A 13,041-nucleotide genomic window follows, 5' to 3' on the forward strand; every position below is an offset into this window, starting at 1 on the left:
TCGTGAATGACGTTCACAAAACAAGTGCTCGCATGGCGGGTGATCGGAGGAGCAGTGAGTTCATTGAAAGTGGAGAGCCTATTTAACCTCGGCGGCCGGGTTGCTCTCGTGACCGGTGCAGGTTCCGGTATCGGGCGGGAAACGGCGCTATTGCTGGCATCGGCCGGGGCGATCGTTGTTGCGGCAGATCTGAACGAGGAGGGGGCTCAGCAAACGGTCGCACAGATTGAGACGGCGGCGGGCAAATCGATCGCGGTGAAAGTCGATATTGGCGACGAAGCCTCGATCATTGCGATGTTCGAGGCCGTGCACGCCAGACTTGGCCGGCTTGATGTGCTGGTGAATAACGCGGGAATCTATCCGAAGACGAGCTTCGTCGATACGTCGGCGGAGAAATGGGACCGCGTGTTGCGCGTCAATCTGCGTGGAACGTTCCTGTGTATGCGTGAGGCAGTCAAGCGGATGCAGGCCGCCGGAACGGGTGGGTCGATCATCAATATCTCGTCCGTGGCATCCCTGCAACCGGTGATTTTCGACAATGGCGATTACGGCGCGTCAAAGGCCGGCGTGAACAATCTGACGAAAGTCGCCGCCCTCGAATTCGCCACGGACCGTATTCGCGTCAACGCCGTGCTTCCAGGTGGCGTCGCTACCGAAGGCGCCGCTGCATCGACGAAAGTTCATCAGGCACATGGGCCGATCACGCAGCCGGGGCGCATGCCTTTGGGGCGCATGGGCGTTGCCGCTGATATCGCAAGTGCTGTGCTGTTCTTCGCGTCGCCCGCCGCCGATTATGTGACTGGGCAGTTGCTTGCCGTTGACGGAGGCTTCCAGATTTCCTGAGGATGCCGATGTAGCGGGTGACTCGCGCTCGCCCCAGATCGGGTGGCGTTAAGCGTGTTGTAAGCAGCGAGTGAAGCCTGTACATGATGTCTGTTTGTCCCCGGTGCCGACAGTACGGCATCGGGGATTTTTTATGTGCGGTCGCGGAATAAACGACGCTCTGTCGATCTGACCGTGATGCAGCCAATGAGCCGTCGTCCGCACGGCGACGTCATGAAAACTAGTGAAAACACCGATCCAAATAATTGAACGGATAGTTGCATAACGGAACGCGCTCGCCTACGATGAACGTCAAGAGATGCCTCACGAGCATCCACCTGGCATCGCCTGATTGGAGACAAACAATGTATCTCCTGTATTCCGATTTGTGCGGCGTTCTCGCCGACTACTCGCTCAGTTCTGGAGCCCCGCCCGTCGACGCCGGGTTGTCGTGCGAAGACGGTGGCGAACCGGATTCCACCGCTCCGCCCAGCGCGCCGTCGCGCTTGACCTCGTTGCTTCGCAAAGTCAACTTGCTTCGCTCAGAAAGCACGCCGCGCAATGGCGCCGCGATGACCCCAACTGATATGTTTGAGGGAAACCGCTCATGACCCGTCTGACTCAAAAACTCTCCCGCGACGAGCGGCGCGTGATGTTTCCGCTTCTGCTGCTGTCGATCGTTGTCGCAGCCGTCTATCTGGTGCTGCGTGACTGGCGGATGGAGGAACTCGGTCGTTCCGCGATCTTCGACATCGTCATGATTTTTGTTGTGCTCGGCGGTGCATCGTTCTTCGGCGTGGTGAGTTGCCTTGCGCGCCGTGGGCAGCGTGCCGAAGACGGGCAAAGCGAGGGCTATTGCTTTCTGGGTGCACTGCTCGGCGCAATCGTATTTTTCGTCGCGCTTCTCAATTAAGCAGTGTTGAACGATGCCGGCCGGTTGGGTCGGCATCTGCATTCGGGTGTTGAGTATTGGCGTGCTCGCGCCAGCTTCGAGATCCCCACCACCTCTTGCCTCTGCCTGCGATGACCGAACGACGGCCGCCTTGTCGCCGATGTTGTCTCGCGGATTCACTACGTCTCCCTGGATTCGTGTTTCACCATGCGTTGCCGGACTCGAATCGCGCTCCAAAGAGCAAATGCCCAGTGGCGGCGACATGCCGCCGCCGCTCCCATCTCATGAGGTGTTGGTGGGATTTCGAAAAGTGTATATAATTGTACATCGTTCTAAAATAAGAACTGTGAGAGGGGCGTTGATGGTGCGCATCTTCAAGGCGGTTGCGTCTGCACGATGGCAGTTGCAGCGCCAGAACTCCATTGCTTCACGGAAACCAGGGCATGAAAACACGCATTACGGAGCTATTGGGCATTCGCTATCCGATTGTGCAGGGCGGCATGATGTGGGTGGGACGCGCCGAGCTGGCATCGGCGGTATCAAACGCAGGTGCCCTCGGCACCATCACCGCATTGACGCAGTCGACACCCGAAGCGCTAAGCGTCGAGATCGATCGTGTGAGGTCGATGACCGCAATGCCGTTCGCCGTGAACCTGACTATTCTGCCAACGATCAAGCCCGTTCCGTATGACGAGTACGTGCAGGTCATTGTGGAGAGCGGAGTCAAGATCGTCGAGACGGCCGGACGTAATCCCGAACCATATCTACCTGCCTTCAAAGTCGCCGGTATCAAGGTGATTCACAAGTGCACGTCGGTGCGCCACGCATTGAAAGCGGAGGCGATCGGCTGCGACGCGGTCAGCGTCGATGGTTTCGAATGTGCGGGTCATCCTGGCGAAGACGACGTGCCGAACCTCGTCTTATTGCCGGCAGCAGCAGCGCGGCTACGCATTCCCATGCTCGCATCGGGCGGCATAGCGGATGCGCGCGGAATGGTAGCGGCACTCGCCCTTGGTGCGGATGGCATCAATATGGGCACGCGCTTCATGGCAACGCGCGAGGCGCCGATTCACGATAACGTCAAACGTCAACTACTGCAGCATGATGAGCGGATGACCGCGTTGATTTTCCGGTCTCTCAACAACACCTCGCGTATTTTCCGTAATGCAGTGGCGGAGCAGGTGCTCGAGCTGGAGCGGCAGGACGGCACCACATTTGCCGACCTCAAGCCGCTCGTAAGCGGCGAGCGCGGAAAACGCATTTACGAAACAGGCGACACCGACGACGGAACGTTTCCGGCAGGACTCGCCATTGGCCTGATTCACGATATCCCGACTTGCGAAGAACTGGTGACTCGCATGATTGTGGAGGCACGCGAACTGATTCACCGACGTCTTGCCACCATGATGGGCAAGACTGATAGCGAAGCGGCGTGCGCAGCCTGAAGGCAGATTGAGCTACAACAGTCGATGACGAACAAGGAGCGGACCGTGTCAGAAAGTCGTGAAAAAGGACGTCAGGTAGTGCGGGAAATGTTGGGTGAGGAGTTTCTGAGCGCGATGGATGCCGCCGCGGCATCCGGCGGGTTCTGTGCCGATGCGGCGTCGCTTGCCCTCGAAAATGCGTTCGGTGATGCGTGGTCGCGTCCGGGCCTCGATCGCCGCTCCAGAAGCCTTGTCACGCTGGGTATGCTGATCGCGCTACGTACGCCCTGGGAGTTCAGCAATCATGTCCGTATCGGGCTTGCGAACGGGTTGACAGAGAAGGAATTGGAGGAAGTCGTCCTGCATGCGATTCCGTATGTAGGCTTTCCCGCGGTGAGTGTCGCGCTCAAGGCTTGCAAGGAAGTACTAGGCGACCGGGTCGCAACCATTCAGGAGTAGTGGGCCAGTGTAGGCGCCGCCTGTTCGGCGGCGTATCACATCACGTCCTTCGATGGTTTCTCTGCCGGCGCCCCTATTGCATTTAAATGCGTTCGAAGATGGCCGCGATACCCTGGCCACCGCCGATACACATTGTCACGAGCGCATAGCGGCCGCCAATTCGCTTCAGTTCATGGAGGGCTTTTACTGTGATCATCGCACCTGTCGCGCCGATTGGGTGTCCCAACGAAATGCCGGAGCCGTTTGGGTTGACCTTTGCCGGGTCGAGTTGCAGTTCTTTTGCCACGGCACAGGCTTGTGCCGCGAACGCTTCGTTGGCTTCGATAACGTCCAGGTCCGCTACGGTCAGTCCGGCGCGTTGAAGGACTTTTTGAGTCGCGGGCACAGGACCAATGCCCATGTATCGAGGATCGACACCTGCATGAGCGTAGGCCACCAATCTGGCGAGTGGGCGGATTCCGCGTGCCTCAGCCGTGCTTCTCTCCATCAGCAGCACGGCCGCAGCGCCGTCGTTCAGACCAGACGCGTTGCCCGCCGTCACGGTGCCGTCTTTCTGAAATGCCGGGCGCAGTTTCGCCAGCTCATCCACCGTAGTGGTGGGGCGAACATGCTCGTCGAGTTCGAACATCGTCGCGCCTTTTTTTGTGTGTACCGCGACGGGAACAATCTGCTCCGCGAAATACCCGGCTTCGACGGCACGTCCGGCTCGACGGTGCGATTCCACGGCCAGTGCGTCCTGATCGTCACGACTGATGCCGTATTTCGCCGCAATGTTCTCCGCGGTTATGCCCATATGACACGCGCCAAACGGGTCGGTAAGTGCGCCGACCATCATGTCGATGAGACGGATGTCGCCCATGCGCGCACCCCATCGCGCGCCGGTCGCGAGATAGGCCGCGCGCGTCATGCTTTCCGCTCCGCCGCCGATTGCGATATCGGTGTCGCCGAGCCAGATCGCTTGCGCGGCCGAAACGATGGCCTGCAGGCCCGAGCCGCACAGGCGGTTTACCGTCAACGCCGGCGTTTCGACGCCGATTCCACCTTCGAGTGCCGCTACGCGCGCGAGGTACATATCTTTCGGCTCGGTATGAATCACATTGCCGAACACGACGTGCCCGACCGCGTCGCCTTCGACGCACGCGCGAGCGAGCACTTCGCGGACGACTGTAGCGCCCAGTTGAGTTGGCGCCACGGAGGCGAGCGCGCCTCCGAAATCGCCGATCGCAGTACGAACACTGCTTGCAATTACGACTTCCCTTTCCATTTTGCTCTCCAGCACATCAGGATGAAGACATCCCCGAATCGTTTATAAATGTGAACGACGTTCATAAAATAGCTCAAATTTGACGAGATGTCCAGGGACGGTTTGTGTCTGAGCTTAAGAAGCTTGCGAGACTGGGCTGAGCAGACTCATCAATCGGGCGGGTACGCTAAGCCGTGTTCCGGCAGCGCCCTATATCGGGCGAGTCTGGATGGACGCACACGCAATTTAGCGATATTCTTGTTCTTCAATTTGACCAATGTTCATATATAGGTTCGCTCAGCAGGCTGTGACGGAATTGGAGAAGGCCTCAAAGGAGTGGTCACGCGAGCATGGCGAACTAACGACAGGACGATGGAGATGAATGCAGGTCCGCTTTCACATGACCCTTTAATGGATGTGCCGTATCGCCCCATTCGCCTGGGCGGTACGAAGGCGACTGTCGAATACCGTTCTGACGGGAGCGTGGTTTATGAACTGGAGGAGGCGCTGGAGCCCTATCCGGCGCGCTTGACTGAGCGGCTGGTGCATTGGGCCAGTGTCGCGCCCGAGCGGCCACTGCTTGCACGGCGCTCAGCCGATGGCGCCGGCTGGGAGCATCTGACCTACCGCAAAGCGCTCGACGGCGCGCGTTCGCTCGGCGAGGCCCTGCTCGCACGTGGCCTGTCGCCAAGCAAGCCGCTGATGATCCTTTCGGACCGCAGTTTCGAACATGCGCTGCTTGCACTCGCGGCGCTCCATGTCGGTGTGCCCTATGTGCCGGTTACGTCAGCGTATTCGCTGCTGTCCGAGGACTTCTCCAAGCTCAAGCATCTCGCCGCGGTGTGCACACCAGGCCTGGTGTTTGCAGACGACGGGGCGCTCTACGGCCGGCCCCTGCGCGATGTGTTCGGCGAGGTCGAATGCCTCGTGAACCGCACGCTTCCAGAAGGACGCGCGGCTTCGTTCTTTTCTGACTGGCTTGCGACACCCGTTACCGCTGCCGTCGATCAGGCGTTTGAAAGCGTCGGTCCCGATACGGTAGGCAAGATCATGTTCACGTCCGGTACGACCGGCGCGCCGAAGGGCGTGATTTATTCGCAACGAATGTTGTGCAGCAACCGGCAGCAGGTCGCCCAGACCTTCGCCTTTCTTCAGAGCGCACCTCCTGTGCTGGTGGATTGGCTCCCCTGGCATCACACTTTCGGCGGCACGCATAACTTCGGCATGGTGCTCTACGGCGGCGGGACGTACTACATGGATCCCGGTAAGCCTACGCCGGAGCAGATCGGTCCGACCGTCGAGGCATTGCGGGAAATCGCGCCGGTCATCTACCTCAATACGCCGCAAGGCCTGGCAGCGCTGATCCCGCATCTGCGTGCCGATGATGCACTGCGGCGCAACTTCTTCAGCAAGCTGGCGTTGATCTACTATGGCGGCGCCAGCTTGCCCGAATACATCTGGGCCGCATTCGACGAGCTCGCGGTCAGGACGATCGGTCAGCGCGTGCTGATCATGTCCGGCCTTGGCGGCACCGAAGCCGGCCCCACGCCGATGTCGGCGGCGTGGGATCCGCGCCGTGAAGCGATTGCCGGGCTTCCCGTGCCCGGTGTCAAGGTCAAGGTGGTTCCGGTTGGGGCGAAGCTGGAGATACGCTATGCGGGCGATTGCGTAACGCCTGGTTACTGGAAGGATCCCGAACGGACCGCCGCGTCATTTGATGAAGAGGGTTATTTCTGTTCGGGAGACGCCGGCACGTTCATCGATCCGCAGCATCCGGAGAAGGGTTTGCGCTTCGATGGCCGGCTCGCGGAGAACTTCAAACTTTCCACCGGCACCTGGGTGAACGTGGCCGAACTGCGTCTGCTTGCGTTGAACCTTTTTTCCCCTTATGCACGGGACGTTGTGATTGCCGGCCATGATCGCGACTTTCTCACTGCGCTCGTGTTTCCGGACCTGGAGGCGTGCAGGGCGTTGTGCGACGACCTGCACGAGCCTGCGCCGGACGCGCACCGGATCGTCCGCAGCACGGGGGTGCGTGCGCACTTTCAGCGCGGGCTCGACGCGTTGGCGACACAGCCCGGCGGTAGTTCGAGCCGAATTTTGCGGGTCGCGCTCGAGAGCGAGCCGCCCACGCTCGATAACGGCGAATTGAGCGCAAAAGGCGCGATCAGTCAGGCCAACGTCCTCGCGCGACGCGGTGACGTGGTGGCCGAACTGTATGAGCCGGTGCCGACGCCCCGCACGCTGGTGGGTCGAAACGCCGGCTCCGCGAGCGCGGCAGGCGAGATCCGTCGAACCGAACCCTAGGAACCCACACGATGGATTTTCATGTCGAGCCCGCGGACAAAACCTTCCGCACCGAGGTGCAGGATTTTCTGCAGACGCATTTACCTCGCGATCTCGCCTGGCGCGGCCAACAGGGATTTCTCGCGGGCGACGACGATGCGTTGCGCTGGACTCGCATCCTGCACGAAACGCGAGGCTGGTCGGTGCCGCATTGGCCGGTGGAGGTGGGCGGCACGGGGTGGAGCGCGGCGCAGCGCTATATCTTCGAGGAAGAGTGTTATCTGGCCGGCGCGCCCGCGCAGAATCAGGCCGGCGTGTCGTTGGTCGGGCCGGTGATCTGCGAATTCGGGAATGCAGAGCAGAAGCGCCGTTTCCTGCCGCCGATCCAGCGTGGCGAGGTCTTCTGGACCCAGGGCTTTTCCGAGCCCGGATCGGGTTCGGACCTTGCATCGTTGCGCACGACGGCCGTTCGTGATGGCGATCACTACGTCGTCAACGGCCAGAAAATCTGGACCAGTTTCGGCAGCTATGGTCAGTGGAACTTCGTTCTGGTCCGCACCGATTCGCAAGCCAAACCGCAGAAGGGCATTTCCTTTCTGCTGCTCGACATGAGTTCACCTGGCGTGACGGTTCGGCCCATTGCAACGTTGGACGGTTGCAATCACCTCGCCGAAGTGTTTTACGACAACGTGCGCGTCCCGGTGGAAAATCTGATCGGCGAAGAAAACAAGGGCTGGGGTTATACGAAATTCCTGCTGTTCAACGAGCGCGCTTTCCTCGGCGCCGAAGCGCCGGCGCTGAAGCGCTATCTGCGCAAGATTCGTCACTATGCGATGCGTGAGCGTACGGGCGGCATTCCCTTGATCGAAGATCCGACGTTCGCAGTCAGGCTCGCGCAATACGAACTCGAAGTGCTTGCCATCGACATGGCGGTGCAGAAGATCCTGCATCAAGGGCTCGACGAGCGCAGCGGTGGCATGGCCATCGGTTCGATGCTCAAGGTGCGTGGTTCCGAGTTGCATCAGAAGCTGACTGAGATGCTGCTCGAGGTGATCGGCGATTACGGCGCGGTGTTCTATGCCGATCCGAACGAAGAGCACGCGCTGCGGGAGCAAAACTTCGTAGGACCTGACTACGCGCCGGGTCTTGCTGCCGAGGTGTTTTACCGGCGCGCCTGCACGATCTACGGCGGTACGGCCGAAATCCAGCGGAACATTATTGCCAAGGCGTTGTTTGGCCTGTGACGGTTGAGTGGACGCCATAACGCAAGGCACTTCACTTCATACGACATCACTGCTCCGGCCTCTGGCGAGCAGGAAAGGACGCAGCATGAACTTTGATCTGAGCGACGAACAGCAGATGTTGCAGGACAGCGCCCAGCGCTTCGTGCAGAAAGACTACACCTTCGAACACCGCCGCAAGCTGGCGGCTCATGGCGGCGGCTTTTCGCGCGACATGTGGCGCGCGTTCGGCGAGATGGGCTGGCTCGGTGTCGCCGTACCCGAAGCATTCGGCGGCCTGGGCTTTACGCCGGTGGAGAGCGCGCTCATCGCGGAGCAGTTTGGGCGAGGGCTGGTACTGGAACCTTACGTGATGTGTGGTGTGTTCCCAGCGGCGCTCGTTACCCGTTGCGCGAGCGGCAAACAGCGCGACGAGCTGCTGGCGGAGATCATCTCGGGCGAAACGCTGATTGCCGTTGCACACAGTGAGCGGGAAGCGCGAGGCGTCGTGTCGCACGTGTCGATGACAGCAAAGCAGGCTCAGGACGGCACATGGAGACTGGAGGGCCACAAGACGCTGGTGGTCGGCGCAACGATGGCTGATCGTCTGATCGTCGTTGCGCGGGTGGCCGGTGGACTGCGCGATGCGGCCGGGCTAGGGCTGTTCGTCGTCGATCCTCATGCGGCCGGTGTGACACTTGAGCCGTACCGCCTGCTTGACGGCACACCTGCCGCTGACCTGGTCCTCGCCAGCGTGACCGTCGAGGCGAAAGCGGTGATCGGCACACCCGGCGAGGCGCTGCAGGGCTTACAGGCCGCGGTGGACGAGGCGATTGTCGCGAGTTGCGCGGAGCTGGTCGGCGACATCGACGACACGGTCGAACTTACATCCGAATATCTGAAGACACGTAAGCAGTTTGGCGTGCCGATCGGCAGCTTTCAGGCGCTGCAGCACCGGATTGCCGACATGGCGATCGATGCCATGCAGGCGAGGGCAACGCTGCATCGGGCACTCAAAGCGCTGAGCGACGATAGCGGCACGCGCAGCGTGGAAGTGTCGGGTTGCAAGGCGCAAACCATCAGGAGCGGGAAATTCGTCACGCAGCAAGGTATTCAACTGCACGGCGGATACGGCATTACCGACGAGTACAAGGTCGGCCATCACTACCGGCGCACGCTGATCGTCGACGCATTGTTTGGCAACATGGAGTATCACCTGAATCGCTACGCGCGCCAGATTCAGGCAGATGCCCGCGCTCTGGCTGCGTAACGTACGTCGCGCAATCGTCACTTCACATACTTGCGAAACTCCGGTTTGCGTTTCTCACGGAACGCGTTGCCGCCTTCCTTCGATTCGTCGGTGTCGTAGTAGAGCGCCAGCGCCTGCATCGCGAACGCGCCGATGCCGCGGATATTTTCGCTATCGATGTTGAACGAACGCTTGGCAAGTGCGATGGCGGTCGGGCTCATCTGCAGAATCTCGTCACACCATTTTTTCGTTTCGGCATCTAGCTGGTCCGGCGGCACCGCGGCGTTGATCAAACCCCATTCGAGCGCTTCTTTCGCGCTGTACTTGCGGCACAGATACCAGATCTCGCGGGCCCGCTTTTCGCCGATGATCCGCGCCAGGTATGCTGTACCGAAACCGGGATCGACGGATCCCACCTTGGGGCCGACCTGACCGAAAATCGCGGTTTCCGATGCGATGGCGAGGTCGCAGATCGTGACGAGCACGTTGCCGCCACCGATCGCATAGCCGTTCACGCGTGCGATGACCGGCTTGGGAATGTCGCGAATGATGCTTTGCAGTTCTTCGATGGGCAGCCCAACCGTGCCGCGCCCACCATAACCGTCGCCGGACTGGTCGCCGCCGGTGCAGAATGCCTTTTCGCCGGCGCCGGTCAGGACCACGACGCCAATCTCCTTGTTCCATCCAGCCTTGCCGAATGCCTTGATCAGTTCTTCGCAGGTATTGGCGTTAAACGCGTTGTAGACCTTCGGGCGATTGATGGTGATCGTCGCGACGCCCTCGGCTTCGTGATAGAGAATGTCCTGAAATTCCATGTTCGTGTTCCTGGTCCGGTTGCGGGTTGAATAAGCGGAGCGTGGCGTTCAGCCAGCCATCGTCAGTCCACCGGAGATGCTGATCACCTGGCCGGTGATGAACGCGGCATCGTCGCTGGCGAGGAAGGCGACTGTCCCGGCGATATCGCCGGGCTCGCCCATGCGGCCGAATGGCACCGCCTTGACCAGCGCCGCCTTGATGCGGTCGCCTTTCTCGCCCTGCGCGAGGTTGTCGAGCAGCGCGGTGGCGGTGGGGCCGGGACACACGACGTTGATGGGAATCTGCTGCCGCGCCATTTCGCGCGCCATGGTCTTCGAAAAGGCGATGATGCCGCCCTTGCAGAACGAATAGACCGCTTCCATCGATGACCCGACGCGTCCGGCATCGGATGAAATATTCACGACCTTGCCGCGGCCGCGCTCGGCCATCAGCTTGAGCACGGCGTGGTGCATATTCAGCGGGCCGTACAGGTTGATGGCGACCACCTTGTCCCAGAACGGCTTCTCGGTCTGGAGGAAAAAGGCGCCCATGTCCCAGCCCGCGTTATTCACGAGCATTTCGATCGGACCGAGTTCTTCCTCGACTTGGGCGACCGCCGCATTCACGCCAGCGTGATCGGTGATGTCGACGCGGTACGCGCGAGCCTTGCCGCCGGCGGCTTCGATTTCAGCCACGACACGATCCGCGTTTTCGATATTCAGGTCGAACAGCGCGACGATGGCGCTTTCTTCACCGAAGCGTTTGCAGATGGCAGTGCCGATACCGCCCGCGCCACCCGTGACGACCACGACCTTGTTCTTGAGACCTTTCATTTTCGGATTCCTCGCATGATGTAGCGGAGCGCTTCGGCGCCCGTCAAGCCTTGGTGATAGTTTCAGGCGCGTCCGTCGTATCGACCCGCGTGCGGCCGCTCAGGCTGGCCGCCTCGCTTGCGGTGTAGCCGGCCTCGAGGAGGACTTCAATGCTGTGCTCGCCCAGGTTCGGCGGCAGGTAGCGGACATTGCCCGGCGACTCGGAGAAGTGCACGGGGATCGAGGTCATGACCATGTCGCCTTCGGTTGGGTGCTCGAAGTGCTGGAAGAACCCCGTCTCCTTGATGTAGTCGTCCTGCATCAGGTCGTTCAGCTCGCGTACCGGGCCGTGCGGCACATCGGCGGCTGCGAAGATGGCGTTCCACTCGGCTGTGGTGCGAGTCAGGATCGCGTCGCTGACTGCGCGGTACAGCTCGTTGATGTTGCGCATGCGATCCGCCATATCGCAAAAGCGCGGGTCATTGAGCAGGTGCGCTGCGTCAATCGCGCACAGTACGCGCCGCCATTGCTCGTTGTTGACCGCCAGCAGGCAGATGTGACCGTCCTTCGTCGCATAGGGGCGGCGGTGGGGCGAGAACATCCGCGTATAGCCGAGGCCCTTGCCGTCGGCCGAGCCGAGCGCGCCCTCCCACAAATGTTCGAACAGATTGAACTGCAGCATCGTTTCGAACATCGGCACCTGCACGCACTGGCCGAGGCCGGTGCGTTCGCGGTGATACAGCGCCATGCTCACCGACGAGGCCAGCACGTAGCCGCAGAACTTGTCGACGATCACGGTGGGAAAATAGCGCGGCGAGCCGTACGCATCGCGATTCATCGCGGCAATGCCGGTTTCGCCCTGGATGACGTCATCGAATGCGGGGCGGTCCTTGTAGGGGCCATCGGGGCGGTAGCCTGGGCCCGATGCGTAAATGATGCGCGGATTGCGTGCCTTGATGCTTTCGTAATCGATGCCCAGACGCTTCGCCGCGCTGGGCCGCATGCTGTGAACGAAGACATCCGCGGTCTCGGCGAGGCGCAGCACCGCTTCGCGACATTCGGCCAGCTTCAGGTTAAGCGATACGCTCCGCTTGTTGCGGTTCATGATCGTGTAGAACACCGCCATGTCCGGGTTGCGGCCAGGACCGTTCTTGCGGTTCTGGTCGCCTTCCGGCGGTTCGATCTTGATGACGTCCGCGCCCATGTCGCCGAGGAGCTGGGTGGCGACGGGCCCAAGCACATTGATGGTCAGGTCGATCACGCGCACACCGGTCAACGGGCCGGTCGGAAGATCCAGGGGTTGCTGTGGGGTGTGCATGGTCAGGCCTTGTAGGTTTTACCCTTTACCAGCCGCAGCGGCGTATAGACCATGACTTCCGAGCCGTCCTGCTTGAATACCCGGTTGCGGGTGCGTACGAGTCCGAGCCCAGGTCGCCCATTGCTGGCTCGGCATTCGATCACTTCGCACTCGGCATGAATCGTGTCCCCAACGAAGGTCGGGCCCTTGATGTCGAGTTCCATGTTCAGGAATGCAAAGCCGACACCTTGCATCGTCGCCTGGGTCAGCAGTCCTTCGATGAACGTAAACACCAGTGCACCCGGTGCGACCCGGCCCTTGATCGCGGACGTCTCTTTCAGAAATTCGGTGTTGGTGAACAGCACTTCAAGCATGCCTGTTACCGAAACAAAGTTGACGACATCCGCTTCGGTCACCGTACGGCCGACGGTTTGGAATCTGCGGCCAACAGGCAGATCTTCCCAATGAATCCCCAGCCCAACTGTTTCGATTTCTGCCATTTGTCTGTCCTTCCTCTCGTTGTCGCGCGCCGTTAGGGGCAG

12 protein-coding genes are annotated in these 13,041 nt (G+C 60.6%); 7 read left to right on the forward strand and 5 right to left on the reverse strand.

Translation table 11 applies throughout. The features are described 5' to 3' along the window. The first annotated feature begins 54 nt into the window (after positions 1–54). The 4 genes from KHO30_RS09165 to KHO30_RS09180 all read left to right on the forward strand — a co-directional run bounded on the left by KHO30_RS09165 (position 55) and on the right by KHO30_RS09180 (position 3,597). The gene (locus KHO30_RS09165; protein ID WP_244863971.1) at positions 55–843 is read left to right on the forward strand and encodes an SDR family NAD(P)-dependent oxidoreductase; all 789 of its coding nucleotides are present in this window, start codon (positions 55–57) and stop codon (positions 841–843) included. 586 nt (positions 844–1,429) lie between these two features. Beyond that, positions 1,430–1,735, forward strand: coding sequence for a hypothetical protein (locus KHO30_RS09170; RefSeq protein WP_211700624.1), 306 nt, complete (start codon positions 1,430–1,432; stop codon positions 1,733–1,735). A 422-nt stretch (positions 1,736–2,157) separates the two neighbouring features. Beyond that, positions 2,158–3,159 carry an NAD(P)H-dependent flavin oxidoreductase gene (locus KHO30_RS09175; RefSeq protein WP_211700625.1) on the forward strand — a complete coding sequence of 334 codons (1,002 nt, stop codon included), beginning with the start codon at positions 2,158–2,160 and terminating at the stop codon, positions 3,157–3,159. Between the two features lie 45 nt (positions 3,160–3,204). Next, positions 3,205–3,597 (forward strand): carboxymuconolactone decarboxylase family protein, encoded by a 393-nt coding sequence (locus KHO30_RS09180; RefSeq protein WP_244863972.1) that lies wholly within the window; start codon positions 3,205–3,207, stop codon positions 3,595–3,597. Between the two features lie 82 nt (positions 3,598–3,679). On the opposite strand, the gene bktB is transcribed toward KHO30_RS09180, so the two are convergent. After that, positions 3,680–4,861 carry a beta-ketothiolase BktB gene (bktB, locus tag KHO30_RS09185; RefSeq protein ID WP_211700626.1) on the reverse strand — a complete coding sequence of 394 codons (1,182 nt, stop codon included), beginning with the start codon at positions 4,859–4,861 and terminating at the stop codon, positions 3,680–3,682. A gap of 357 nt (positions 4,862–5,218) precedes the next feature. Between bktB and KHO30_RS09190 the strand changes: the two genes are divergently transcribed. The 3 genes from KHO30_RS09190 (at position 5,219) to KHO30_RS09200 (ending at position 9,616) form a co-directional block, all read left to right on the forward strand. Next, a complete protein-coding gene (locus KHO30_RS09190) occupies positions 5,219–7,147 on the forward strand; it encodes an AMP-binding protein (RefSeq protein ID WP_211700627.1) in 1,929 nt (642 codons plus the stop codon). Positions 7,148–7,158: 11 nt separating this feature from the next. After that, positions 7,159–8,370, forward strand: coding sequence for an acyl-CoA dehydrogenase family protein (locus tag KHO30_RS09195; protein ID WP_211700628.1), 1,212 nt, complete (start codon positions 7,159–7,161; stop codon positions 8,368–8,370). An 85-nt stretch (positions 8,371–8,455) separates the two neighbouring features. Then, positions 8,456–9,616, forward strand: a complete 1,161-nt coding sequence (locus KHO30_RS09200) for an acyl-CoA dehydrogenase family protein (protein ID WP_211700629.1) — start codon at positions 8,456–8,458, stop codon at positions 9,614–9,616. A gap of 17 nt (positions 9,617–9,633) precedes the next feature. Here the strand turns inward: KHO30_RS09200 and KHO30_RS09205 are convergent, their stop codons facing one another. From KHO30_RS09205 to KHO30_RS09220, 4 genes are read right to left on the reverse strand one after another with little or no spacing between them, the layout of a single operon-like run. Further along, positions 9,634–10,410: an enoyl-CoA hydratase-related protein gene (locus KHO30_RS09205; RefSeq protein WP_211700630.1), complete on the reverse strand. Its 777-nt coding sequence runs from the start codon at positions 10,408–10,410 to the stop codon at positions 9,634–9,636. 48 nt (positions 10,411–10,458) lie between these two features. Further along, the gene (locus KHO30_RS09210; RefSeq protein WP_211700631.1) at positions 10,459–11,223 is read right to left on the reverse strand and encodes an SDR family oxidoreductase; all 765 of its coding nucleotides are present in this window, start codon (positions 11,221–11,223) and stop codon (positions 10,459–10,461) included. A gap of 43 nt (positions 11,224–11,266) precedes the next feature. After that, on the reverse strand, positions 11,267–12,520 hold the full coding sequence (locus KHO30_RS09215) for a CaiB/BaiF CoA transferase family protein (protein WP_211700632.1): 1,254 nt from the start codon (positions 12,518–12,520) through the stop codon (positions 11,267–11,269). A 2-nt stretch (positions 12,521–12,522) separates the two neighbouring features. Continuing rightward, entirely contained in the window at positions 12,523–12,999 is a 477-nt protein-coding gene (locus KHO30_RS09220) for a MaoC family dehydratase (RefSeq protein WP_211700633.1), read from the reverse strand. Positions 13,000–13,041: the final 42 nt, after the last annotated feature.

The sequence above is a fragment of the Paraburkholderia aspalathi genome (assembly GCF_905220735.1).
Classification (GTDB): domain Bacteria; phylum Pseudomonadota; class Gammaproteobacteria; order Burkholderiales; family Burkholderiaceae; genus Paraburkholderia; species Paraburkholderia aspalathi.